Here is a 23,392-nt window from a genome sequence, read left to right on the forward strand (position 1 = left end):
AATGTACTCAGGCGAGCACCCGGTACCGCCAGTCAACTCAAGTTAACTCGAAAGTAGGGATCCGTCAGCGCTAGCGGAACTGGTAACCTCCGGCCGGCGAGGCCGAGGTTTGGAAGTGCCGCTGAACCTGGGCCACGTCCTGCGGGCTGGCCTGGTTGATCTGGTACCAACCCCGGGCGGACATGGCGTCGAAAACCTGGCGGTGCAGGTTCTGCTCCTCCTGCCAGATGGACATGAAATCCTGGCGCAACTGGGGATTGGCGCACTCGGTGATGGCGAGGTTGTAGGAGGAAACCAGGAACTTCTGCGTGGCCAGGGCATCGCTCAAGATGTCCTTATCCGAGAACTGCACCCTTCAACCCTCCTTCACATTACCGGCTGCCCGGCGCCCAGGTGCCGGAGCAGCATGTCCCGGTGCCGCTCGTGTGTCCTCTGCATGTTCAAACACATCTGCTTGAGCTGCGGGTCGTCAATTTGGGCGGCGAAGTTGGCCAGTTTGCTGATTACCAACAGCTCGCTGCTGAGGTTCTCCCGCAACTGCTGCAGTTCGGGCTGGGTAAAGTTGGCCATGCCAATTCCTCCTTTGGCCAAGGTTCAACCTCAAGCCTTATTATTCCCCCAGCCCCCCAAGTAATGCACGTTTGAGAGTCACTCCTTGCGGAACAGGGACTTGAGCAACGTGCGGCTCGAGGCCAGGGCCAGGCTGCCGAAACTCCCGTGCTCGCCCAGAATCGCCTCCAGCGCGCCCACTACCCGGTCCAGGTCCTCGTAGGTGATGGTGAGGGGCGGCTCCAGCCGGATAACGTTGGGGTTGTTAAGCGTGTAGGCGGTAAGGATGTGGTATTCGTTGAGCAGCAGCCCGGCAACCAGCGAGGCAGTGTACTCCTCGCGCAGTCGGGCGGTCATGCCCCCGGTAAGACGGTCGAGAAGCCCTTGCTCCTTCCCCACGAATTCGATCCCTATCATTAGGCCCCGGCCCCTGACGGCCTTGACCAGGGGATGGGTTTCTACCCGCTCGGCCAAACGCTGGCGCAGAAACTCGCCCTTCTTTCTAGCCTCTTCGGCCAGGTTCTCCTCTACCAGCGTCTTCAACGCGGCCAGACCGGCCGCCATGGCCCAGGTGTTGCCGCCGAAGGTGGAGGTATGTAGCAGACACTTGTCCATGCCACCGTAGGCCCGCTGCCACAGCTCGGGGGTAGTTATGAAGGCTCCCACCGGCATTATCCCTCCGCCCAGCGACTTGGCCAGACAGAGGATGTCCGGGGCCACCTGCTCGTGCTGGCAGGCAAAAAGGTTACCGGTCCGACCCAGGCCGGTCTGGATCTCGTCCACGATGAGAAGGACGCCATGGCGGGAAGTAAGCTCGCGCGCCCGGGTCAGATACCCCGGCGGAGGCACCACGATGCCGCCTTCTCCCTGAATGGGTTCTACAATGAAGGCGGCAGCAGGACGCTCTTTAAGGGCTTGCTCCAGTGCCGCCGCATCTCCGTAAGGAATGCAACGGCAGTCCGGGACCAGAGGCTCGAAGGGACGCTGGTACTTGTCCCTTCCGGTAACCGACAAAGCTCCCAGGGTCTTCCCGTGGAAAGAACCCTCACAGTAGATGAGGCCTGTCCTGCCCGTAGCCGCTCGCGCCAGTTTCAGCGCCCCTTCCACCGCCTCGGCCCCGCTGTTACAGAAGAAGCAATGGCGCAGGTTTCCCGGCGCCACTTCCGCCAGATTGTGGGCCAGGGCCGCGGCCAGGGGGTTCAACGATGCCTGCAGGAGGTTGGGTCGCTGCTTGACCTTCTCCAGTGCCGCCAGTACCTGCGGCGGGTTGTGACCGAGGTTCAGCGCTCCGTAGGCGCCCAGGCAGTCGAGGTAACGGTTGCCCTCGGCATCCCAAAGGCAGGGTCCCTCGGCCCGCACGAAGCGCTTGTCAAAGTCCAGCAGTCCCAGGACGGCAGCCAGACCCGGATTAACGTATTCCTTGTAGAGCTTGCCTACGGTGGCCCGGTCGAACTCCAGGGCCTCATCCAAAGTGAACATGCGAATGCCCGCCCTTCTGCCTTAGCCTATTCTTGCCAGCGGACGCTCGACCTCCGTGTGTACCGCCGGAGCGCGCGCCAGCCTCACCAGTAACGGGCCACCGGCAATTATCCCCGCATAGTAAGTGAGGAGCCGCCAGGTGGCCACGAAGCCGGCCAGTACCGGGGCCGGCACCAGGGAAGCGAACAGGGAGGCGTATCCTACTTCCGCTACCCCGCTGGCGCCGGGAAGTGGCACGTAGCAGAACAGGAAATAAAGCAGTACCTGACGAATGGTAGCCGCGGCCCAGGGCACGGGATAGCCCATGCCGAGCAGGAGCACCGGCGCCACGGAAAAGAAAAGCAGCCATATGGCCACGGTGTAAACCGTCAGAAGGACCAGCTTCCGCATCCCCGAGCGCACCAGCAGGCTCAGGGTGCGGCCGAACTTGGTTACCTCTTTCTCCACACCCTCCGCCAGGCTGCGGGCGTCCACGCGAAACCTCCGCGCCGGCAGCCACAGGAGCACCCGATAGGCCATCTTTTCTACCAGGGGGGGGCGGTACACAAAGTAAAAAAACAACCCGAAGGAAACCGACATGACCGCCACCGCTGCCACGGCCGCCACGAGCAGCGGCCAGCTTAACTGCAGTACGCCCCACCCGAAGATCAACAGCAGCGGAACCGTGACCAGGAAGAAACCGAAGGTCAGGAGGAGGCGGACGCTGACCATGGCCAGGGAGCGGTCCAGGGGAACGTTCTGGCGCCACAGCAGGTAGGCTTCCACAGGTGGCCCGCCGCTGGCCAGGGGGGTGACCGACGCGGCGAAGTTGCTGGCCAGCTGGACCTGAAAGGCAGCCCAAAAACCGATGCGGCTCCCGGTGATTTCCAGGATGGTCTTGGTGCGCAACCCTTCTACCAGCCAGATTATCAGTACCAAGCCCAGCGCCAGGTAAAACCAGCCGCAGCGGAATTGGGCCGCCACTTCTGCCAGCACTTCGCCGGAGGTGGCAAAAGAAACCAACGCCAGCCCGGCCAAGCTCAGGAGAACTGCCAGAACCAGGCCACGCCAGTACTTGCGGTCAGCCGGCTGCGACATGGCTGGCCTCCGGCTCAATTGGCCGAGGCGCTTACCGCGTTTCTGCCCTGCTTTTCCGCCCAAATGGCGTCGGCCACTTCGCCCCAGGCCTCGGAATAGGGTTTAATCTTCTCCACGAACTCGTCGATGGTCTCGTCCTGGTGTAGCTGGGTCGGATACGCTCCGGATTCCTTGATGATTTCCCGTAGCATCTCCGGATTGTCTATGATCGGGCAGGGACGGCGCAGGTTAGAGTGGAAGGGCTGGCGCTTCTGGTAAGCTTTGAACAGCGGGTTCTGCAGGGCTTCCTTGAGGCTCACGTTCTTTATGTTACAGGTGGCGTAGTGCACGAAGGCGCAGGGTTCAACCTCTCCCGCGGCGTTAATGTGGAAGTAGGTGCGCCCCCCCGCTATGCACCCGTTTACCGCTTCGCCGTCGTTCCAGAAATCCACCAGAAAGATGGGTTTGGTCCGGCGGTATTCGAGTATGCGATCGTATACCAGAGCCCGCTGCTCCGGCGTAGCCATCATTTCCAGGTCGATGTCCTTGCCGATAGGAATATAGGTAAAGTACCATCCGTAGGCAACGCCCTTCTCTATCATGAAGTCCACGAATTCCTCACTGCTTACTTCCTCGCTGTTGCCCCGGTGGTAGGTTACGGAGACACCGAAGACGCAGCCGTTTTCCCGGAGCAGGTCCATGGCCCGGCTTACCTTCTGGAAAACGCCCTTGCCCCGCCGGGCGTCGGTCTTTTCTTCGAAGCCGTCAACGCTGATGGCTGTCGTAATGTTGCCCACCTGTTTCATGCGGGCCACAAAGTCTGCGTCTATGAGCGTTCCGTTAGTAAACAGATGGAAAACCTGACCCTCGTGCTTTTCGGCCAGGGCCAGTATATCGTCTTTACGAACCAGCGGCTCGCCGCCGGAGACGACGATGAAATATATGCCCAGCTGCTCGGCCTCAGAGCAAACCCGGTCCAGGGTGGCGAAGTCCAGCTCTTGAGCGCGCTGGTAATCTCCGGCCCAGCAACCTATGCAGTTGAGGTTGCAGCGCTCCGTGGGGTCTATCAGCACCGCCCATGGCACGTGTACGCCTTCCTTTTCCTCAACTTCTCTCTGCCTGGGAACACCCAGCAGGCCGGCGTTAACAAAGAAGTTGACGGCCAGGCGGGTACGGATATTCGGGTCGGTCTCGTTCAACATGCGGTGAGCGAGCTGAGCCCAGTTATTGTTGGGATCGTTAAAGGCGGTACGCATTCCCTCGATGAAGCCCTTATGCTTGGGGTCGCGGGCGATCTTCTCCGCCCAGGCCAGCAGGGTGTTGATGTGCTTCTCCGCGTCCCCCCGCATGATAAGCTTGACGCCCTGCTCCAGGAATTTTTCACCCAGGAAGGTACGGGCCAGGTTCACCAAAGTCCCCTCCTCTCACGGTTGACGGAAGCCCTTGAAGCCCTACGGCTCTTCCGGCACCCGCCTTTATCAACTTCCGGCTTCGGCAGCAGCGGGCCTGGACCACAATTCCTCTATGACCTCGGCGGCGAAATCGCGCAGACGCAAGGTCTCGTCATGGTCGAGCTTCTTCATGTGCTCTTCAAATACGCCCAACTGCTGCCACAACGGAATCACACTGCTCCCCTGCGGAGCCCGCTCTGCCAGAAAGGCCAGCGCACAACCGGCTAAAGCCACCAGAGCGATCTGCGGACCGTTCAGGAGCGGACCCAGGTAGCCCAGTATCGCCTGGTGATCGCCCTGGCTGGAAGCTCGCAGGGCCACCAAGACAATGACCAGCAAGTAGGCACAGAACACAAAGGGATGCCGTATTCCGGCCAAGTCCGACACGAGTTCCTGTAAGGTATTCCACACCCCCTGCTCCCGGCTGCGCAGTACCTTGGCCCATAGACCGCTGCCGGTCCTGGCCAGCACTTCACCCGCCCCGCTACCGGCACCGTCCGGCCGATCACTCTTGCCGAGAAAAGCTAAGGCTCGGGCAGTTGGAACAAAGAGCACCCGTGAACGCCCTCCACCTCCCTCACGGGCCAGTTCGTGCGTCACTTCCAGCATGTCCTTTTCTACCAGACTGGTCAGAACGTCGTAGGCGGTCCACCGGCTGACACCCATTACTTCTGCCACCCGGGTATAGTGAACTCCCTGACCGCCCTCCGCCAGCCGAACCACGACGGCCAGAAACTCCTGCTGGCGCTTGGTTAGCATGACTTACCCCCAAAAGACCCAAATATTCTCGGGAAAATTTTATCTCTAGTTGCCGCTCAGGTCAAGCCCCGATTTCCACTGCAATTTCCAGCATTGGGCTGCCCCCGCGCTGCGCTCCTCAGGTCTTGCCGGGTTCTTCTCTCCACCTTCTGGGAGTGAATCCGCGCTCCGGCCGTCGTGACAACCACCATACCATGGCCCCCCCTACGAGCAGGTTGAGGTGATAGGTAAAGAAGCGCCAGGTAGCCACGAGACCGGGCAGGAGAGATTGAGGGACCAAGCCTGAGAGGAGTGCGGCCAGACTCAATTCCGCCGCCCCGCTGGCGCCGGGTAAGGGAACATAGGACACGATAAAGAAGTACAGAAACTGGCGGGCCGCCACCGAGGGAAGGTCCAGCCTCAGGCCGAGCGTGTAACTCAGGAGGGGTATTATCGAGAAGAACCCTATCCAGTAGCCGGTGGTGAGGAACAACAGGAGGAGACGCAGGTACCAGCTCGCCGCCGCCACCGCCGCCAGGCTGGAGCGGAACTCATCCAGCCTGGTGCTCAACGCATTCAAGATATCCTCTTCGCTCCATTGACGGTGCAGCCGAGCGGCGATACGGGCAACGTAGCCGAGGACTCGCTCGGCAAGCCCGGATCGAAAGAGGAGATACAGGAGGCCGGTTATGAGCCCGGCCAGGCCAAGGGCCGCTCCCAGAATCACCAGCTCCAGCGGCGCCGGCAACCGCAGCGTATGGCGGTACAGAAGAAAAAGGGGCGGTCCCATGAAGGCAAAGAACACCAGGTTCAGCAGGAGGCGGGCAGTTACCACCGCGGCCGCCCTCTCCGGGCCCAGGCCTACGCGGGTAAGAAAGTAGACGTGCGCCGGAGGCCCCCCGCCGGCCGCCGGAGTAACCGCGGCCACAAAGGCTGCGGCCAGGTTGGCCTGCAGCACCTGGCCGACTCCAACCCGCCCCCCGGCGGCCCGCACCAGGCTCTGTACCCTCCAGGCCTCCAACAGCCACAGACACCCCACCAGAGCCAGGACCGCCAACATGCCGGTACCGGACACCCGGCCGAACCAGGCCAGGGCGCTGCCGGCCGTCCGCAAGCTGTAAAGGAAAAGGGTGCCAACGCTTAGGGCCAGGGCCAGCAGCAGCCACTGCCAGTATCCCCGGCGCCAAGTTCCCGAGACTGCTTCCCGTCCAGCCACGACTCTCACCCCGAAAAAGGCGGTGAAAATAGTATGGCCCGGCAGGTAGGGATTATCCGGCGACCGCGCCGGTGATGCGAGCTCCAGGCAAGAACCCGCCTCTGCAATAACCAAGCACGTTGCCTGCCTGCCGGCAGGTCGGGGAAGAAGGGTCAGGCACGCACTCGCCAGCCCTTCGATCTCCAGCACGTAAATCCAACTACGTTCCTTGGGCTCCTCTTCTACCCCAAGAAAGGAGGTAACGTGCAAGACATCGAAAAATGGACCCGAACCGAGTCGCTAACGGTAAACTCCGGCCAATCCCCGGCCCGGCCTTCAGCGCCCTGAAATAGCCGGCAACCCAAGCCCTCCCGCTTCGCCAATCCCTTTCGCCCTCATACTCGCGCGTCCGAACCGGGCCGTCCCCGGGCAAACTAAAAGGGGCCATCCTCCCTCCAGGATAGCCCCTAGAAACCCTTGTCTGGTGCCGGAGGCGGGGCTCGAACCCGCACGGGGCACGCGCCCCAACGGATTTTAAGTCCGTTGCGTCTGCCAGTTCCGCCACTCCGGCTGGTATCACACATATTGTAGCATATTCTATGGCCACCCACAACCTCGCGACCTACCCCTGTCATCCTTAGTGATGCTGTCTGGGTTATGTGAGGTATGAACAGATCCCCGGTTGGCTCCGCGGACTTGGAATCGACAGGACTTGAGGGCTGGACCGTCGAAGCATAGTGCAATCCGGTCTCCATGTCCACGCAGAAAGCAGGGCGGGTATGCGATGGCATCTTGGCGCAGCAACCTAAAGGTCATGGTCCTGGTACAGTTCGTGATGATGACCGGGTTCAGCTCTATGGCGCCCTTCCTTCCCTTCTTTGTGGCGGAATTGGGCATTGCCCGCCAGGAGCAGGTAAGACTCTGGGCCGGCGTCCTGGCATCTGTCAGCGCTCTTTTCGCCGCCTTGTTCTCGCCTATCTGGGGTTCTCTAGCGGACCGCCTTGGCCGCAGGCTTATGGTGGTGCGCTCCTGCCTGGCCGCCGGAAGCGCCATTTTCTTGGTGGGTTTTGCCCATAACGTTTACCAGGTACTGATCCTCCGGATTCTGCAAGGAATGTTCGGGGGCTATTCCGGCGCGGCCATCGCCCTGGTGGCTTCGGAGGCTCCGGTGGAGAGGCTGGGGTGGGCTCTGGGTCTGCTGCAGACCGGCCAGACACTGGGGCTTCTCGTAGGCCCCACCATCGGCGGCGCCATTGCCGACCACCTGTCCTATCGGGCGGTTTTTATGACCAACGGTTTGCTCGCCTTTGGGGCGGGCCTGATCACGTTATTCTCGGTCCGCGAAACCTCTCCTCCCGCCGGAGCGCCCGACCGGGGCCCATTTTGGGCGGGCATCCGAAAGGGCCTCGCCCGGCCGGCCATCGGGAACATGTTCCTGGTGCTGTTCCTGGCTCAGTTTGCCATCCGCAATGTAGAGCCGGTTCTATCCCTGTACATACGTGAACTCGAACCGGAACATGAACTGCTGGGTACGCTTACGGGTACCATTTTCGCCGTGACCGGCCTTGCCCAAGTCGTAGGGCTGCTTCTGGCCGGTCGTTACTCCGAGCGTCTGGGCCCCCGTACTCTGCTGCTGATCTGTATACCGGCCTGCGCCCTCCTCTACTTTCCGCAAGCCATGGTGCACAGCGCCTGGCAGCTGCTGGTCCTGCGCGCCGCTCTGGGGCTTTTTCTGGGCAGCATAGTGCCCATGGCCAACGCCGTGGTGGGACAACTGGCTCCCCCCGAGGCCAGGGGAAGCGTGTTCGGTCTTACCTCCGCCGCCCTGTTTCTGGGTGGCTTTACCGGGCCTCTGGTAGGGGGAACACTCGCCGCCTACCTCGGTCTGCGCTTCGTTTTCGTGTTTACCGCCTGCCTGTTCTTGGTCAACTTCTTATGGTCTGTCAGGGCTCTCCCGCCGGTTGCTCGCCCCGAAAGGATCGAGCCTGGCCGGTCGTGGGACTGTGAACAGTAGCCTACCGATCTCCGAAGCACCGGTTCCCTCTCCTCCTGCCACCAACGCCGGCATACAAGAAGGACGCACACCACGGTGCGTCCTTGACAAGGCCTTTAGGCCGGTACGCTCGTGAGGTACATGTTAGTTGTTCTTCCCCTTAGCCAGCCCCTTGGTCTTCGCGGCCGCTACCGGCCTATCGTTCCCAAGCGCCTCGCCCTTCTTGGCAGGTAACAACCGCACTACCAACGCTTTGCCGTCTGAGGTAGCCTTCACCTTGACCATAAGGCCTTTCTCGACCTTTGTCTGGCCCTTTAGGTTACCTACGCCTATGATCTGCGTGTCTTGGGTCAGGGTGAAGGTCTTCACTACTTCGTTTCCTTTCCCGCCCTTGGTCACGGTGAACTTGTTACCATCTACGGCAGTGACCACGCCGGCAAACTGCACGACAGCCGGAGTCGCCCCGTTGGCCAATCGCTGCTGCGCCGTCTCCCTCAGCCGCTCGCGCACCAACTCCCTCAGGGCCAGGAGCTGCTCGTGCGAGAGAGACTTGACCTGGTCCACAAGCGCGGTTGGCAACTCTGCCCCGATAACACGGACCCGAACCTCGTTCCGGGCTTGCGTCTGTTCCCCGGCAAAGGCCGTAAGGGCCAAAGATGCAGCCAGGCAGACCGCGAGCAGGATAATGGCCACCCTTTTTGCCGCGCGCACCTGGTACCACCTCCTTTCCGGCCGTTTTCGGCAAAATGTTAGCAAATCCTGGTGTGTCAGGTCAAGGCGGATACCAGACCGAATTTCCCTGCTACGAGCCGTATTGCCGAATGTCAGGCCCGGCAGTGAAAGGTGCGACCTCTTAACGCCGATACGGCGCTATAACCAACAATCTCATTCGCCTAGTAAAGTCGTCGGCCGTACCGCCCAAAGCTATTGACTTGCCTTGGGTAGCGTGCTATCATAATGACGTCGGCCCGGTCTGGAATTAGGGGCTCTGACACCGGGCCTCGAGCGGAAGTAGCTCAGCGGTAGAGCATCGCCTTGCCAAGGCGGGGGTCGCGGGTTCAAATCCCGTCTTCCGCTCCATTTATTTAGGGTGCGGTGGCGAAGTGGCTAACGCCGTGGTCTGCAAAACCACTATTCGCCGGTTCGAATCCGGCCCGCACCTCCAAAGCAACTAACTCGGCAGGGTAACGGCCCTGCCGATCTCGTTTCTTGGCACCCTTACCGCCTTGGAGGTTTAAGAGCCGGATTGACGGCGAACACTACGGTAGGAGGTGAGACGTTCAGGTGGAAATCAGCAACTTTGACCAGTGGGTGAACACCCTGTCCACCGCCGTGAGCAAGGCCAGGGGCATGGGCATGTCCGATGAAATGATCAGGAGTTCGGCCGTACAGGTGGGAAACTACCTATACGCCAATGTCGACCCGGACATTCCGGAGAACCGGGTGCTGAGGGCGATGTGGGAAGTAGCCGACGAGCCCGAGCGCCAGGCGATTGCCAGCACCCTGGTGAAGCTCTGCGACAAATACGGTCGGCACTAGCTCGCCACCCAGGAAGGGGCAGCCGGCCTCCCCGCCTGACTGCCCCTTTTCCGGCGTGAAATCCAAATCTCCATCAGTAGTATTTCTTGGAATCCATGTACTCGTACAAGAGCTGGAGAGTCTCGCCGAACCGCTGGTAGTGCACTATTTCCCGCTCCCTCAGGAAGCGCAGCACGTCGGTAACGTCGGGATCGTCCGAGAGATTGATGAGCCACTCGTAGGTGGAACGCGCCTTCTGCTCGGCGGCCATGTTCTCGTGCATGTCAGTTATGGGATCCCCTTTGGACTGAATATACGAAGCGGTCCAGGGCACCCCGTCGGCGTTGACAAAGTACAGCGCCCGGTCGTGGTCGGCATAGTAGCCGTCCAGGCCGGCCCGCTTTATGTCCTCCAGCCGCGCGTCTTTGATCAGGTTATAAACCAGCGCCGCCACGATTTCCATGTGCGCCAACTCTTCGGTCCCGATATCGGTTAGAACGGCTTTGGCCTGGGGAATGGGCATGGTGTACCGCTGGGTCAGGTAACGTAAAGAGGCCGCGAGTTCACCGTCCGGGCCCCCGTACTTTCGCTTTTGATAACTACCGCCGCCGGAACACCACCTCGCCGATGGTGTAATCCTTCCTCAGGTACAGGGCCTCAAAAGCAGCCCCCAACAGTTCCTTCTGCACCGAAGGTGACAGCCGGTGCAGATTGTCCAGTTGGTGTCTTATACGGCCACAAAGCGCTTCCACGTCCTTCTCCGTTCCTCCGGACCGGGCGAGGCGCCCTTCGACCGCTCTCTTTGCCAGTTCCAGCCGGTGCCTTTCTTCCCGCAACTCCGCCGCCCGCCGACCGTATTCGTCCAGGGTAATGGCGCCCTGCTCGTAGGCCAATTGTTGCTTCCTGAGGGCACCGTCCAGCCTCTCGAGTTCGCCTGCCAGCCGCCTCAATTCCTCCCCCAAATCCTCTCGTACTGCTTCGGCGACCGCCAGGTGCTCCCGTACGGTCTGTCTCAGCCTCTCGCCGTCCGCAAGCAACCCTCGCAGCAGCTCCAGGATGGCCCGATCGACCCGCTGCATGTCCCAGTACTTCATGGGCCGGCTGCAGCGGCCGTAGAGGTCGGCGCACCGGTACCGGTAGAGGAACCGGCCCGCCGGCTTGTTGGCGCCCGACTTGGCCGGGTAGCGGGCCCCGTAAATCTTGGCCCCGCACTCCGCGCAGCGCAACAGGCCGGAGCCCAGGTACTTGCGCTCGGTGGTCCAATCACGGCTCTGCTTCCGGCGTCTCTCCCTCAACATTGCCTGCACCTGCTCGAACTCTTCCGGGCTGATCAGCGGGGGATGCGTTCCCTCGCGAATTATCCACTCGTCGGGAGGGCGCATCACCCGCCTCTGTCTGCCCAGGGCATCTCTAATCAGAGTGGTGGTATTGTAGATGGTGAGACCCAGGTAAACCGGATTGCTCAATACCGTACGGACCGCGTTAGGGCTCCACCTGCCGCCTCTGCGGGTGCGGCACCCTTGCGCGTTCAGATGGCGGGCGATCTTGGCCTGCCCCCAGCCTTCAAGGAACCGCGCTACTATGAAGCGGTAGACCGGTGCGTTGCGAGGATCTACTTCCAAGTGCTGGCGGTCGGCGCTCAACCGGTAGCCGAAGGCCGGCAGGGGCACGTTGGTCCTGCCTTCCCTGGCCTTCACCAGCTGGGTAATCCTCACCCGGCCGGCCGTTGCCTTGCGTTCCTTCTGGGCCAGGGCGGCGTGCAGCACGAGCAGAAACTCGTCGTCATCGGTACGGCTGTCGTAGTTCTCCTTGATCGAGACGAAGAATCCGCCCCACCCGGCAATCTCCCGTTTCAATTCCAGGACATCCATGACGTCTCTGCTGGTCCGCGATATCTCCTTGGTCACTACTCCCCTTATTCGGCCGAGGCGAATATCTTCCCTGAGGCGATTCAGCTCCTCCCGCCCGGCAACGTATTCGCCGGACCTTACGTCTATATAAAACCGCACCAACCGGTACCGGTGCAACTCCGCCCACTGGCTCAGCACCTTCTTCTGATTCTCGATACTGGAAAGCTGGCCTCCCTTACGGGTAGAAATCCGGATGTACCCGCCGACGGGAAGCCCCGACTGCTCCAGGGTACGCCGCGGATCGGCCAGGACTTCCAGCCGTCTTCCCACCAGGTGGGCCGGGATCAACTCCCTCAAGTCCAACCCCCCTCAGGAGACCGTACCTCGAGGCGCAGAAGGCCCTCTCCCCGCCCCGTTTTCTCCCCGCACCAGCCGGAGCAGTATCCGAACCAAGCGCCTGAAGACCTCCTCCGGCACTTCCGGGCCGTGCCCGGCCGACGGCTTCTGCATTCTTGCTCCCCCCACTGACCGTGCATCCTTGTTTGCCGTGTGCCACCGCTAGTCAATATACGAGCGTTCTAGGAGGCCCGTGAATGCAAGAGATACTGCCTCCGGTCATCAAGGAGCAGGCGGCAGAGGCGAAGATTGATCTCTTCGTTGGTTCGGATGGCGCGAAGCTCGGAATCCGTCGGCCAGCAACCAGAAGGAATTATTTCCCCGCATACGTCCACGCCGACCAACCGGTAACGGTCACGCAGGAGGGAAAGCAATTCAAAGAGGGATTGGGACTCCAGCCTTCCGGAGCCCCAATCGGTGACCGCCTCCTGAAGGACGTCCTTATCGATCGAAACGTATACCTGTCTGGCGGCAAGCTGTGCCGTGGCCAGCATTTCGCGCGCCCGTCTGGCAGACAGCACCCGCAGCTTGGGCGAGGGCACAGGCCGGCAAGGGCCTTCAGACCCCACCAGCCACGCCTCTTCCACCTCCGGGCGCTTGACCAGCTCCAGCAGCCACGATCCGCAACTTACGTGTCCGGGCGGAGAGGGCAGGTAGTCACCGTGACGGTCGAAAACCACTGCGGTCAAGGGTTTTCCCTGCCGAAGGGCAAGGTGATAGGAGAGGTGGTGCAGGCTGGCGGAGCCCGAAAAGACTATTCCCGCCGGCAGGGCGGACAACTGCTTTCCCGCCTCGCTGAAGCGGGGCCAAGGGGATAACAGCTTCAGCTCCCCCGGCTCCAGGACCAGCTTCACCGAGGCTACCCGCTGCAACCGAGGCTGCCAACGGAGGGCATCGTCGGCATGAACCAGGCTCACCGTCCACATTGTTCCCACGCCACCCGATTACCCGGCAGTAAGACTGAGCTCTGCCGTACATTATTACTCGGCGTTGTGCGGGTGAATTCTGCCCCGGGCCAAAGAGGCCGGGACGGCTACGGCGGATAAGGCGGCGAATATCACTAGGCTGACGCGCACTCCCTGACTCAGGTAGGGAGCGGCGACAGGACCCAGGGGCAGATCTTGCAGATACGCGGTCAGCACGGCGCCGGCCACCCCCATACTCAGCGTCTGTCCCAGGAGCCGCATCAGGGCCAGAACCGAGGAAGCGCTGCCGTAGTGCGACCTAGGCGCGGTGCTCATAATGGCGTTAACATTGGGCGAGGCAAAAAGCCCGAATCCCAGTCCTAGAAGGCAGAGGATACCCGTCAATTCCAGAAGCGTAAAATCAGAAAGATAATTTGCCATCAGGACCAAGGCCGCGGAAACCAGGACCATGCCCGCCGAGGCTACCATCCTTGGCTCCCAATGATCAGACAGCCGCCCTGCCAGGGGTGAAACCAGCGTTTGGAGTATTGGCTGACCGAGCAAGACCAAACCGGCCGTCTGAGGAGAAAGGCCCAGGACCAGCTGTAAGTACAGGGACAGTATGTAGCTGACGGCGAAACTGCCGCTGTAACTAATGAAGGCAGCCAGGTTGGAGAAGCTAAATCCGGCATTTCCGACAAATAGCCTTACGTCGAGAAGGGGTCCGGGACAGCGCCTCTCCCACATTACAAAGGCAACTACCAATACCACCCCGAGCAGGAATAAGCAACGGTTAACCACCGCCGGCAGACCCGAGCCCGAGGCCGCATAGAGCAGAATAGAAATGCCCAGCACGGAGAAGACCGTGCCCGGCAGGTCCAAGCCGTCTTCCTGCCGCTGTGCCGAACGGAGGCCCAGAACCGCCGCGCTCAGAACCAGGGCAGGTAAACCGATAAGGAAGCTGAACCCAAAGATCCACCGCCAGCCCAGATAATGAGTAATTATGCCGCCGAGCACCGGTCCGGCAGATAGGCCGGCATAAACGGAAGCGTTGTAGAGCCCCAGTCTCCTTCCCCGCTCTCCCGGAGGGGAATAACTGGTAAGGATCGCGGGCAAGGTGCCGAATACCATGGCCGCCCCTACACCGCTCGCTACCCGGGCTCCGATTAGAAACCCGACCCCAGGAGCAAGCGCACAGGCCAGTAACGAAGCGATGAAGACGGCCAGACCCCAGAAGAAGACCTTTTCCCGCCCCCGCAGATCAGCCAGCCGTCCGCAGGGCAGGAGGGCGGCGGCAGTGGCCACCAGATATACGGTGACTACCCAGCCTATCAGTCGGGCGCCGGCTCCGAACTCTGCTCCCAGGTCCGCCACTGCCAGAGTGAAAGAGCTACTCATGAACGGGGTCAAGAACGCCGCCAACGTAGTTGCCGGAACCACCCAGGCGGGCTCCGATTCCAATACGACCTGCGTTCTCACCGATACCGCACCTTCTCTCTACAGACCGCATGTTGCTGTCGTCCGGTATCGGCTACCAGCCTACAACAGGGCCTTCTCGCCTGCCGCCACCGCCCGGTCGATCTCGGCCTGCAGGGCGGCGGGGAGCCCGACTATCTGCACGTTAAGAAAACCGCGGACGATCGTAGCGGTAGCCTCTTCTTCGCTCAAGCCCCTGGCCATCAGGTACTCGATTTCCTCCTGGGCGATCTTGCCCACCGCTGCCTCGTGCGATAGATCCACGTTGCCCACCTTGGTAAGCAACTCGGGGATGGCATCGATAACTCCTTTTTCTCCCAAGACCAGGCCCCGGCACTCCAGGTGCGCCTTTACCTCCTGGGCCTCGGCCACCAAGCAGCCGCGGTTGATGATCTCCCCGCCGGTCGTCAGGGTTCGGGCCACTACCTCCGCCCTACTGCGGGGCGCCTGAAGCACCACCCGCGAGCCCAGGTCCATGGACGTGCCCGGCGGGGCCACCAGGATGCTGTAGTAACGGGCCACCGCCTCCGGTCCCTTGAGCCAGGCAGTAGGGTACATCTGCAGGCTGCCTACCGGCCGCAGGCAGACGTAGTTAGAAACAAAAAGGCCACCCTCTTCCACCAGGGTGGCAGAGCGAGGCCGCACCGCCACCTCTTCCCCCCAATAGTGGATCATGGTGAAGGTGAGGCGGGCGCCTTTCTTCACGTAGAACTCCGAAACGCCGATGTGCAGGCCGTGCCTCACCCGGGAGGCGCTGGCGCAGCCGCTAATCAGGTGCAGTTCCGCCCCTTCCTCCACGATCACGATGTTGTGCACGTTCTGGACCGCGCCTTCTTCCTGGAGGTAAAGGCAGGCCTGTAAGGGGTATATCGTACTCGAACCGGGTAGAGCCCGGATGAAATAGCCGTTGCGGTGCTCGGCCAGCGCTACCTGGGCGGTGTACTTGTCCTGATCGGGGGCCACTATCCGCCACCAGTAGTCCTCCGCCCAGGGATACTTCTCCAGCGCCTCAAAAGTACCCAACACCTCTATGCCTTCCTGAGCCGCACCGCAACGCAGCACCGAATGGTTCACCTGCAGAAACGTTCCTGCCCGATCCGCCCCCTCCAGCTCCACACCGGTAGCCAGCAATCGCTCGCGATCTTCTAATGCCAATGCTCCGGGATTAAGGGATCCGGGCTCGTCCGAAGCCGGAACCCGGTAGGCGCCCAAATCCAAGTCTTCTCCGTAAGCTGCCGCCTTATCTCGAGCCGCCCTGGCTCGGGCCATAATCTCCTGCCGCCGTGACATGCTCATCGGTTCTTACTGCCCTCCCGCCGGGGTAGAGTTTTCGAACGAACAGCGCACGCATTCTTCGTAACCCATTTCTTGAATGCAGGCCAACAGCTCCCGTGGATTGCCCCTGCAGGAAAGATGGCCCTCAAACAGCACGTGCCCCACATCGCCGTTCACGTAATTAAGGATGTGCCCGGTATGAGTAATGATTAGACCGGCCTTGCGACGACCGTGCCGCACCTGGCGCTGAGACTTGCCTTCACGGTGGGAAATGTTCCTCTCCAGCAGACGGTTCACCACCCGCCCGATGAGAGCCATGTTTTCTAGGTCTACGCCGGATTCCGGCTCGTCCAACAACACCAGCTGGGGATCCTGGGCCAGCAACTGGAGCAGTTCCGAGCGCTTGAGCTCGCCGCCGGAAAAACCCAGGTTCACTTCCCTATCCAGGAAGTTGCGGAAGTTCACTTCTTCCGCCAGGCTTTCTATATCCACCCCTCCCCGGCCGCAGACCTGGACCAACTGCCGGGTGGTGACTCCCCGAACCGTGGGCGGTCGCTGAAACGATAGTCCAATACCCAATCGCGCGCGGGCATCTACCGGCCAGTCCGTCACGTCCTGATCTTGAAAATAGATCTTCCCCCGCACCACGCGGTACCGCTCAAAGCCCATAATCGTACCCAAGAGACTGGTCTTGCCCGAGCCGTTGGGTCCGAAAAGAACGTGCACCTCGCCGGGGCGGATCTCAAGGTTAATATCGTGAAGGATTTCGCGGTCCCCTACCGCTACGGTGAGGTTTTCCAGCCTAAGCATGACTTTCCCCCGCTTCACCGGTTATTGTCAGCCCGTGCTCTGCGTCGCTGCTATTATATCCCCGGACGATACGGGTGACAAGAGAGAAAGGATCCCGGCAACAGGCGGTACTCGAGGATTCGCCAACACCGACTGCACGGGTATGTAACTCAGGCAGGATAGCAATAAGGGCGGTACGGGCCCCCATACTGGGTAATAACGTTCTTGGCCAGGCGGGGATTGGGTTGACGCACTCTAATAGGGTACTGCAGCTTCTTTTCGTAAACCCACATCCGCCTCTCCCCCCTTTACCAGGATACTTCCCAGGGCCAGGGTTCATCCGGCCAGCGCCAGCAGTCGTGGCTGGGACCCCAGCCGTAGTTGAACAGCGGCCCGTAGCGGTGTTCATACTCCTGCTTCAACCCGGCCAACTCGTGCGCTACCTGGTTGAAGTCCGCCAACGCCCTATCGTCATTCGGGTGGGTATCCAAGTAGAGGTTCAGTTCCAGGGCAGAGAATTCCAGGGCCATAATCTTGCGGAGCAACTCTCTGCGGTGCGAATCCATTCATTATCCCTCCCGGCTGCCACCCAATCGGTACGGTTGGTAGAGTTCGGGGAAAATCGTACCCTTTTTTAAACCCTCCTCGGGACTGTAGCGCCGGGTATATTCCTGAAAGGGAACATAAGCCCGAGCCAGGCGCCGGGCAGGCCCGGCTCCCAGGGCCTCGCCTCCGGAAGGAGCAGACGACTCGGGCTTTTCCTTGCCTAATGCTGTCATACATACCACCTCCTGCCATCAAGATATGAGTGCGGGTCCGGCGGGGTTCACTTCCCGGGTGCACGGGGAGGGAAAGGGAAGGAGCGCAGAAAGCCGGGACCGAGCAGCAATTGCTCGGTCCCGCCGCAGGTTTCTCGTTTTTATGGTGCCTCAGGGCGGAATCGAACCGCCGACACGTGGATTTTCAGTCCACTGCTCTACCAACTGAGCTACCGAGGCACCTTCATGGCGGAGCTGACGGGATTTGAACCCGCGATCTCCGGCGTGACAGGCCGGCGTGTTAAACCGTGCTACACCACAGCTCCACAGCTCCACCACTGACGCCGTTATTATATCACGGCGTTTGCGCCGGTGTCAAACCCCGGCCTGGACCAGAAGCAGTTCGCGGATCAGCTTGGCCGCCACCAGGGAGGTAATGTCACCCACGTCCACCAGCGGGTTCACCTCCACCACATCGAACCCCACCAGACGGACCCTCTCCAGACAGCCGATTGCCCGGAAGAGTTCTTCCGGTTCTACTCCTCCCGGTTCCGGACAACCGGTCCCGGGGGCAAAGGCCGGATCCAGGACGTCAATGTCGCAGGTCAGGTACACCGGGTGGTTGCGAAGCTGGGCCACCAGTTCGGCCATAGGTGCCGCCACCCGGTGGGCGAAAAGCCTGCCACGCTGAGAATGCAGTCCCGGGTTACTTCGGCTGCCGCCTTGGCCACCGTTTTCCGTTCCCTTCATCAGCGAGGAAACCAGAGCCCGCTCTTCCGGGGCCGCCGAGCGGATGCCCAGGTGATAAACGGACAAACCCAGGTCCCTCACCAGGTGCATGGTGGTGGCGTGGGATAACCGGCTGCCCAGATACTCCGGACGCAGGTCGGCGTGGGCGTCCCAGTGGAGGACTGCCAGGTCGGGATAAAACCCGGCTAGCGCCCGAAGCACGCCGTAGGTGAGGAGGTGCTCGCCGCCTACCACGGCGATTCTCTTCTCCTGCTCTGCCAGCCAGGCCACGCAGGCTTCGATCTGCTGCAGGTTACCCGCGGTATGGCCGGGAACCAGCCTCAGGTCGCCGAGGTCGTGCAGACCGGCTTCCTCCAGACTCCGATCCAGGCGGAGGCTGTACTCCTCCAGTCCCTCGGAGACCTCCCGAATACGGGCCGGGGCGAACCGCGTACCGGGACGAAAGGAGGCGGTATCGTCCAGGGGTATTCCGACCAGTACCCACCGGCAACCTTCCCAACTGGCGGATGCCCCCAGGAACCCCCCCTTGCGCTCGACCCGAAAAGGCTCCAACAAGATCTATTCCTCTCCTCCGGCCGAGGCCGAACCGTCCAACAACTCCCGAACGAAGTTGGGCAGGGCGAAGGCCGCGCGGTGAACCGCGGGGTTGTAGTACCGGGTGGCCGCACCCCGGGACATCTCGGGCTCCACCGCCAGAGGATCGTAAACCTTGCTTCCCAAGGTGAAGCTCCAGAGGCCTCCCGGATAGGTGGGCACGCAGGCCAGATATACCCGGCAAAGGGCAAAAACCCGGGATACGGCCCGGTAGATGCGCCCCAGGAGGTCCTGGTTGAAGAACGGGGACTCGGTTTGCGCCACGAAAAGCCCGTCCTCGCGAAGCGCGCGGTGAACGTCCTCGTAGAAGGTGGCCGCGAACAGGCCTTCCGCCGGCCCCACGGGATCGGTGGAATCCACTATGATGACGTCGTAGGCTGCCGGATGCTCCCGCACGTGCACTATGCCGTCTTCGTACCGGATCTGGGCCCGGGGGTCGTCCAGGGCCAGGGCGATTTCGGGAAGGTATTGACGTGACACTTCCGCTACTCGCCGGTCGATCTCCACTAGGGTGGCGGATTCCACCGCCGGGTGCTTGAGTACCTCGCGCAGGGCTCCACCGTCTCCCCCGCCTATGATGAGCACCCGGCGCGGGCAGGGGTGGGTGTTGAGTGCCACCCAGGTAATCATTTCATGGTAGACGAACTCGTCCCCTACCGTGGTCTGGATAACGCCGTCCAGGGTCAGCATCCGACCGAAAGGCTCGGTATCGAGTACCGCCAACTCCTGGTACGGGGTTTTCTCGCGGTGTAAAGTCTCCTTCACCTTGCAAGACAGGGCCAGCGTCGGAGTTTGAAGCTCGGTAAACCACAGACCCTTCACCATTACCGCCTCCCGCCCTTCCGCCTCTCCAGCCAATCCAACACTATCTCCGCCAGTCTATCCTCTTCACCGTAACGGATCCAGCGGACTCCGGCCGGAGGCGGAACGTCTCCCACCACGGCCAATAGCTCCTCCGGGGGCGAAATAAGCTGGGGATTTACCGCCCGGCGCACCACCTCTATCTTGGGACCCGGCCGGCTCTTGAAACCCTCCAGCAACACCAAATCAAAAGGGCCGAGGGTGGCAAGCAAACCCAACAGTCCCTCGGGCCCCTCTTCCTGCTCGGATCGGTAGCACAACAGGCCCGCATCGGCGGCCAGCAATCCCACCGCTGCCGCACCCGCCTTCCGCAACCGATCGGTGTCCTTGCCCGGTACGTCGGCAAATAAATGGTGGGAATGCTTGATGACCGCTACCCGGCCCAGGCCCCGTGCCGCCAAAGCCGAAATCAGCCTCTCGATTAAGGTTGTCTTCCCGCTACCGCTCCAGCCTACAACCGCCAGAACTGGCGCTGACCCACCGGCTAACATGCTCAACTGGCCGCCGAAGGTGTTTCGGCCTTGGAGCCGCCGCTCTCCGCCTCCGCCTTCTCCTTGTACTCCTGGCTGCGGTAGTCGGTACAATGCCAGCCGCTCCCCTTGTACAGAATGGATACGTTACGGCTGAGAAGGCGCGTCACCGGCCCGCCGCACGTGGGGCAGCTGGTGAGCGGCAGTTCGGTGATGCGCTGCTGCACCTCGAAGACACCGCAACGTTCGCAGCGGTAATCATAAGCAGGCACGGCCTACACCTCCTGACGACGGTATTCGCCTTGAGAACCCTAGCCAGATTTATACGCCAGAGCCACCCGTTTGTCAAGGCCGGCCTTCCCTGAGAAAAAGGCCTCTAGGTGCTGCCTTCGCCGCCCGGTCGGCCGGGTTCGGGCTCCACGGGGCTATGGCCGGGCCGATCGGATTCGCTATTCCTGGAAGGAGTTTCGGTCTCCGACGGTGCCTCCGAAAGTGCGGACTCCCGGGCCACCCGGACCGCGGCCGCCGTGTGGGCGTCCAGCGCCACCTGCGCCGTTCCCAGCGACACCACGTAGCAGGGAAAACGCTGCATTAGCTTCACCCGGGTTCCCGGTACCAGGCCGAGGGCCAGGAGGCGCTGCAGACGCAAGGGGTCCAGAGTATCCAGTTCCACTATCCGGCACAGGGCGCCTTCTTCAAGACCGGGGAGAGGCTCACCCGCCACCGCTTGCCGACCGGGAACCTCCTCCTTTCCCCTGCCTCTACCCCCGCGAAAGCGCCACCGCCACCTCCGGCCCGGGCAGGTCCCATCTCCCTGGGAGAAGCGGCCGCCGGCCCACCGCCACCAGCAGCCCCGCATGCCGCTTCCCGTCATGCCCACCCAACGGCCTGTCCCCATCCGGTTCAAAGCCCTATCCCCCACAACAGGATTAGCCGGTTCAGCAGGTACCCGCCTGAAAAGGCCACGGCCAGCACGAGCAGCATTATCGCGGCCGCGCTCTTCAGGCCCCGCTCCCGGATCATCAGCATGGCCTGAGCCACGCAGGGTAGGAAAAGGGTCAGAACCACGCAGGCTACCAGTAATTGCTCCGGAGTCAAGGCCCCGGCAGATGCCAGGTCGTACAGTCCGGCTACCCCGTAGTCACGCCGGAAGAACCCGTAGAGGAAGGCCGGCGCCGTTTCCGGCGGCAGCCCCAGAGTTCCGACCAGAGGTGCCAGCCCCTCAAGGATCAGGTCAAAAACGTTGGCCAGTCTCGCCGCCCAGATAATCACGCTGACGGCAAGAAAGATCGGCAGCACCTCCAGGAAGTACCAGCGCATGCGAACGCAGGTCTTGGTGAGCACGTTATCCGGCCGGGGCCAGCGCAAGGGAGGCAACTCGAGGTAGAAACCGGAGGCCTCTCCGGCCAGCAGCCGTGAGGCCAGGCGACCTGCCAGGGCGAGCACCAGGGCCACCACGCCTGCCCACAACAGCAGGGCCCGGGGATAGGAGGAAAGAAGGGCCAGGGTCACTCCCAGTTGGGCGGAACAGGGTACTCCCAGGGCCAGGAGCAGGGTGGCGATCACCTTTTCTCTCCGGGTCTCCAGAGTACGGGTTACCAGCGTGGCCATGGTACCGCAGCCCAACCCGAGAACCAGCGGGATTACCGCGCGGCCGTTCAGGCCGACGAACTTGAGAATCCGGTCCGCCAGCAAGGCAAGGCGCGGAAGGTAACCGCTATCCTCAAGCAGCGAGAAAACCAGGAAGAACATCCCTACCACGGGCAGGACGATGGCGACGGCATACCGCAAGCCCAGGGTAACCACCCCGTATTCCATGCCGATCAGTTCCCTCAGCCACGGCCAGGGCAGGGCGGCCACCCAGGCATTGACCTGCGGATTGATAACCCGCTCGAACAGGCCTTCCTCGAGCAACCCTACCAGCCAGCCCGCACCGAATCGGCCGACGAATTGGTAGAGGCCGAGGTACAGTACCAGGAGCAGAATCGGTATGCCCGGCCAGGGCCGAATGACCCACTCGCCGATCCTGGTCCCGAGACCCGTCCGGGCTTGGGGCGGGCGCGAGACCACCCCCTCGGCCAGTTCGGCTCCTACCCGGTAGTACTCCCGCATTAGAACGTAGCGAAAAGGATGCCGGCAGGCGGAGCGAAGTTTCTCGACCTGGCTTTGGATCTCCCACGCCCGTCCGGCCTCCCGCTCCGCTACCAGCGCCGTCACCTCGGGGTCTCCGGCCAGGAGCAGTAAGGCCACCGCCCTCCGGGCCACCGGGTAAGAGGCCTTGAGGAGACCGCTCAGCTGCTCAACGGCAGTCTCCAGTTCGGCCGAAAGCCGGTACGCAGGGGATGGCACTTGAGTACTCATACTGCCTCCCTCTCACCCGTCCGGTGCCAACTCCGGGATACGGATGCCTTTAGCTCTTCCAGCCCGCGTCCGGTGGCCGCCGCAGTTCCTACCACCGGAATGCCCAGCCGCTCCTGAAGCCGAGCCAGGTCCACCTTTATGCCGGCCCTTTCCGCTTCGTCCAGCATGTTAACCACGAGTATTAGGGGCAACCCGGTATCCATGAGCTGGAGGGTCAGCGCCAGCGAGCGCTCCAGATGCTTGCCGTCAACCACGTGCAGTACCAGTTCCGGACCCGTGAACAGGATGGCTCTCGCCACCTTCTCTTCCTCGGTAATGGGTAGCAGGGAATAGAGACCCGGCGTGTCGATTACTTCCCACGTCCGGTTGCCGATCACCGCCCGTCCCCTGGTTACTTCCACCGTGGTACCGGGATAATTGGAGATGGTGGCATACATTCCGGTCAGGGCCCAGAACAGGGCGCTCTTCCCTACGTTGGGCGCGCCCATCAGGACCAACCGCGGGCCGGTTTCCCTGCCCTTCACCTCACCCTCCACCGCTCTGACCTCCGAAATTGATTATCATTCTCAATAAGCGAGAAGAAGAAAAAGAACCATGCGGTTCGTAAATGGTCACGGGCTTCAGCCCGGTAATACTATCCGGTAATACTATAATGATAACGTCTCTCATTTGTCAAGATGAACTACGTCTGCATATCCCAATGTCGCCTTAGGCGGTACCGGGCGCTCCCCATTCCGTACTATCACTTGGCCGACCGAACCAGCACTCGCCCTGCCCTCCGGGGCCTTGCGGCTCCAGCGCCATCCGTGGCGCCCGGTACCGCTTGCCGGCCCAAAGCTGCGCCGTGGCTACGGTTTCACCGGTACCCGCAGCGTGTCGGTTCCCGAACCGGGCGCCGGCCGGCAGACGATCTAACCCTGCCTTGAAG

General features: G+C 61.8%; 24 protein-coding genes, 5 tRNA genes and 2 pseudogenes. 4 read left to right on the forward strand and 27 right to left on the reverse strand.

Features of this window, described 5'->3' with window-relative positions:
* Positions 1-70: 70 nt before the first annotated feature.
* From NUV99_06480 to NUV99_06515, 8 genes are all read right to left on the reverse strand, one after another.
* Positions 71-352, reverse strand: coding sequence for a spore coat protein (locus tag NUV99_06480; GenBank protein MCR4419767.1), 282 nt, complete (start codon positions 350-352; stop codon positions 71-73).
* A gap of 14 nt (positions 353-366) precedes the next feature.
* Complete coding sequence (locus tag NUV99_06485; protein ID MCR4419768.1) at positions 367-570, reverse strand: spore coat protein; 204 nt, start codon at positions 568-570, stop codon at positions 367-369.
* Between the two features lie 78 nt (positions 571-648).
* Complete coding sequence (locus NUV99_06490; protein ID MCR4419769.1) at positions 649-2,028, reverse strand: aspartate aminotransferase family protein; 1,380 nt, start codon at positions 2,026-2,028, stop codon at positions 649-651.
* 21 nt (positions 2,029-2,049) lie between these two features.
* A complete protein-coding gene (locus NUV99_06495) occupies positions 2,050-3,105 on the reverse strand; it encodes a flippase-like domain-containing protein (GenBank protein MCR4419770.1) in 1,056 nt (351 codons plus the stop codon).
* Positions 3,106-3,119: 14 nt separating this feature from the next.
* Positions 3,120-4,493: a radical SAM protein gene (locus tag NUV99_06500; GenBank protein MCR4419771.1), complete on the reverse strand. Its 1,374-nt coding sequence runs from the start codon at positions 4,491-4,493 to the stop codon at positions 3,120-3,122.
* Between the two features lie 69 nt (positions 4,494-4,562).
* Positions 4,563-5,294 carry a hypothetical protein gene (locus NUV99_06505; protein ID MCR4419772.1) on the reverse strand — a complete coding sequence of 244 codons (732 nt, stop codon included), beginning with the start codon at positions 5,292-5,294 and terminating at the stop codon, positions 4,563-4,565.
* 118 nt (positions 5,295-5,412) lie between these two features.
* Positions 5,413-6,603, reverse strand: a complete 1,191-nt coding sequence (locus NUV99_06510; GenBank protein MCR4419773.1) for a flippase-like domain-containing protein — start codon at positions 6,601-6,603, stop codon at positions 5,413-5,415.
* Between the two features lie 347 nt (positions 6,604-6,950).
* Positions 6,951-7,039 (reverse strand) — tRNA-Leu (locus NUV99_06515).
* 213 nt (positions 7,040-7,252) lie between these two features.
* Between NUV99_06515 and NUV99_06520 the strand changes: the two genes are divergently transcribed.
* Positions 7,253-8,482 (forward strand): MFS transporter, encoded by a 1,230-nt coding sequence (locus NUV99_06520; protein ID MCR4419774.1) that lies wholly within the window; start codon positions 7,253-7,255, stop codon positions 8,480-8,482.
* Positions 8,483-8,605: 123 nt separating this feature from the next.
* Here NUV99_06520 and NUV99_06525 read toward each other — a convergent pair whose 3' ends face one another.
* Positions 8,606-9,172 (reverse strand): hypothetical protein, encoded by a 567-nt coding sequence (locus tag NUV99_06525; GenBank protein ID MCR4419775.1) that lies wholly within the window; start codon positions 9,170-9,172, stop codon positions 8,606-8,608.
* A gap of 294 nt (positions 9,173-9,466) precedes the next feature.
* On the opposite strand from NUV99_06525, the gene NUV99_06530 reads away from it, so the two are divergent.
* The 3 genes from NUV99_06530 to NUV99_06540 all read left to right on the forward strand — a co-directional run bounded on the left by NUV99_06530 (position 9,467) and on the right by NUV99_06540 (position 10,000).
* Positions 9,467-9,541: transfer RNA gene (locus tag NUV99_06530), tRNA-Gly, on the forward strand.
* A 9-nt stretch (positions 9,542-9,550) separates the two neighbouring features.
* Positions 9,551-9,626: transfer RNA gene (locus NUV99_06535), tRNA-Cys, on the forward strand.
* Positions 9,627-9,745: 119 nt separating this feature from the next.
* On the forward strand, positions 9,746-10,000 hold the full coding sequence (locus NUV99_06540; protein MCR4419776.1) for a DUF3243 domain-containing protein: 255 nt from the start codon (positions 9,746-9,748) through the stop codon (positions 9,998-10,000).
* Positions 10,001-10,073: 73 nt separating this feature from the next.
* Here the strand turns inward: NUV99_06540 and NUV99_06545 are convergent.
* The 18 genes and pseudogenes from NUV99_06545 to NUV99_06630 form a co-directional block, all read right to left on the reverse strand.
* A pseudogene (locus tag NUV99_06545) lies at positions 10,074-10,565 on the reverse strand (manganese catalase family protein).
* A 13-nt stretch (positions 10,566-10,578) separates the two neighbouring features.
* Entirely contained in the window at positions 10,579-12,186 is a 1,608-nt protein-coding gene (locus tag NUV99_06550; protein MCR4419777.1) for a recombinase family protein, read from the reverse strand.
* Between the two features lie 221 nt (positions 12,187-12,407).
* Complete coding sequence (locus tag NUV99_06555; GenBank protein MCR4419778.1) at positions 12,408-13,151, reverse strand: hypothetical protein; 744 nt, start codon at positions 13,149-13,151, stop codon at positions 12,408-12,410.
* 54 nt (positions 13,152-13,205) lie between these two features.
* Positions 13,206-14,609 carry an MFS transporter gene (locus tag NUV99_06560; GenBank protein MCR4419779.1) on the reverse strand — a complete coding sequence of 468 codons (1,404 nt, stop codon included), beginning with the start codon at positions 14,607-14,609 and terminating at the stop codon, positions 13,206-13,208.
* Positions 14,610-14,669: 60 nt separating this feature from the next.
* Entirely contained in the window at positions 14,670-15,896 is a 1,227-nt protein-coding gene (locus tag NUV99_06565; GenBank protein ID MCR4419780.1) for a SufD family Fe-S cluster assembly protein, read from the reverse strand.
* Between the two features lie 12 nt (positions 15,897-15,908).
* A complete protein-coding gene (locus NUV99_06570) occupies positions 15,909-16,691 on the reverse strand; it encodes an ABC transporter ATP-binding protein (GenBank protein MCR4419781.1) in 783 nt (260 codons plus the stop codon).
* A gap of 179 nt (positions 16,692-16,870) precedes the next feature.
* Positions 16,871-16,963 (reverse strand): annotated as a pseudogene (locus tag NUV99_06575) (manganese catalase family protein).
* A 15-nt stretch (positions 16,964-16,978) separates the two neighbouring features.
* Entirely contained in the window at positions 16,979-17,236 is a 258-nt protein-coding gene (locus NUV99_06580; GenBank protein MCR4419782.1) for a spore coat protein CotJB, read from the reverse strand.
* Between the two features lie 3 nt (positions 17,237-17,239).
* Positions 17,240-17,449 carry a spore coat associated protein CotJA gene (locus NUV99_06585; GenBank protein ID MCR4419783.1) on the reverse strand — a complete coding sequence of 70 codons (210 nt, stop codon included), beginning with the start codon at positions 17,447-17,449 and terminating at the stop codon, positions 17,240-17,242.
* 143 nt (positions 17,450-17,592) lie between these two features.
* Positions 17,593-17,668: transfer RNA gene (locus tag NUV99_06590), tRNA-Phe, on the reverse strand.
* A 7-nt stretch (positions 17,669-17,675) separates the two neighbouring features.
* Positions 17,676-17,754 (reverse strand) — tRNA-Asp (locus tag NUV99_06595).
* Between the two features lie 49 nt (positions 17,755-17,803).
* Positions 17,804-18,733 (reverse strand): agmatinase family protein, encoded by a 930-nt coding sequence (locus NUV99_06600; protein ID MCR4419784.1) that lies wholly within the window; start codon positions 18,731-18,733, stop codon positions 17,804-17,806.
* Positions 18,734-18,736: 3 nt separating this feature from the next.
* Positions 18,737-19,594: a polyamine aminopropyltransferase gene (gene speE / locus NUV99_06605; GenBank protein ID MCR4419785.1), complete on the reverse strand. Its 858-nt coding sequence runs from the start codon at positions 19,592-19,594 to the stop codon at positions 18,737-18,739.
* A gap of 2 nt (positions 19,595-19,596) precedes the next feature.
* Positions 19,597-20,124 carry a molybdopterin-guanine dinucleotide biosynthesis protein B gene (gene mobB / locus NUV99_06610; GenBank protein MCR4419786.1) on the reverse strand — a complete coding sequence of 176 codons (528 nt, stop codon included), beginning with the start codon at positions 20,122-20,124 and terminating at the stop codon, positions 19,597-19,599.
* A 2-nt stretch (positions 20,125-20,126) separates the two neighbouring features.
* Complete coding sequence (locus NUV99_06615; GenBank protein MCR4419787.1) at positions 20,127-20,375, reverse strand: zinc ribbon domain-containing protein; 249 nt, start codon at positions 20,373-20,375, stop codon at positions 20,127-20,129.
* 104 nt (positions 20,376-20,479) lie between these two features.
* On the reverse strand, positions 20,480-21,001 hold the full coding sequence (locus NUV99_06620; protein ID MCR4419788.1) for a ferrous iron transport protein A: 522 nt from the start codon (positions 20,999-21,001) through the stop codon (positions 20,480-20,482).
* Between the two features lie 5 nt (positions 21,002-21,006).
* Complete coding sequence (locus NUV99_06625; protein MCR4419789.1) at positions 21,007-22,464, reverse strand: ferrous iron transporter B; 1,458 nt, start codon at positions 22,462-22,464, stop codon at positions 21,007-21,009.
* Positions 22,461-23,000 (reverse strand): 50S ribosome-binding GTPase, encoded by a 540-nt coding sequence (locus NUV99_06630; GenBank protein ID MCR4419790.1) that lies wholly within the window; start codon positions 22,998-23,000, stop codon positions 22,461-22,463. The genes NUV99_06625 and NUV99_06630 overlap by 4 nt, the downstream gene beginning before the upstream one ends.
* Positions 23,001-23,392 lie beyond the last annotated feature (392 nt).

This window comes from Clostridia bacterium (assembly GCA_024653205.1).
Lineage (GTDB): Bacteria > Bacillota > DSM-521 > Neomoorellales > SLTJ01 > JANLFO01.

What these genes read in the sequence shown, in the direction of transcription:
- NUV99_06580 (MCR4419782.1), bottom strand. Translation starts at nt 17,236, where the DNA reads ATGGATTCGCACCGCAGAGAGTTGCTCCGCAAGATTATGGCCCTGGAA.
- mobB (MCR4419786.1), bottom strand. Translation starts at nt 20,124, where the DNA reads ATGTTAGCCGGTGGGTCAGCGCCAGTTCTGGCGGTTGTAGGCTGGAGC.
- NUV99_06585 (MCR4419783.1), bottom strand. Translation starts at nt 17,449, where the DNA reads ATGACAGCATTAGGCAAGGAAAAGCCCGAGTCGTCTGCTCCTTCCGGA.
- NUV99_06495 (MCR4419770.1), bottom strand. Translation starts at nt 3,105, where the DNA reads ATGTCGCAGCCGGCTGACCGCAAGTACTGGCGTGGCCTGGTTCTGGCA.
- NUV99_06490 (MCR4419769.1), bottom strand. Translation starts at nt 2,028, where the DNA reads ATGTTCACTTTGGATGAGGCCCTGGAGTTCGACCGGGCCACCGTAGGC.
- NUV99_06485 (MCR4419768.1), bottom strand. Translation starts at nt 570, where the DNA reads ATGGCCAACTTTACCCAGCCCGAACTGCAGCAGTTGCGGGAGAACCTC.
- NUV99_06565 (MCR4419780.1), bottom strand. Translation starts at nt 15,896, where the DNA reads ATGTCACGGCGGCAGGAGATTATGGCCCGAGCCAGGGCGGCTCGAGAT.
- NUV99_06625 (MCR4419789.1), bottom strand. Translation starts at nt 22,464, where the DNA reads ATGAGTACTCAAGTGCCATCCCCTGCGTACCGGCTTTCGGCCGAACTG.
- NUV99_06620 (MCR4419788.1), bottom strand. Translation starts at nt 21,001, where the DNA reads ATGGGGACAGGCCGTTGGGTGGGCATGACGGGAAGCGGCATGCGGGGC.
- NUV99_06505 (MCR4419772.1), bottom strand. Translation starts at nt 5,294, where the DNA reads ATGCTAACCAAGCGCCAGCAGGAGTTTCTGGCCGTCGTGGTTCGGCTG.
- NUV99_06570 (MCR4419781.1), bottom strand. Translation starts at nt 16,691, where the DNA reads ATGCTTAGGCTGGAAAACCTCACCGTAGCGGTAGGGGACCGCGAAATC.
- NUV99_06555 (MCR4419778.1), bottom strand. Translation starts at nt 13,151, where the DNA reads ATGTGGACGGTGAGCCTGGTTCATGCCGACGATGCCCTCCGTTGGCAG.
- NUV99_06520 (MCR4419774.1), top strand. Translation starts at nt 7,253, where the DNA reads ATGGCATCTTGGCGCAGCAACCTAAAGGTCATGGTCCTGGTACAGTTC.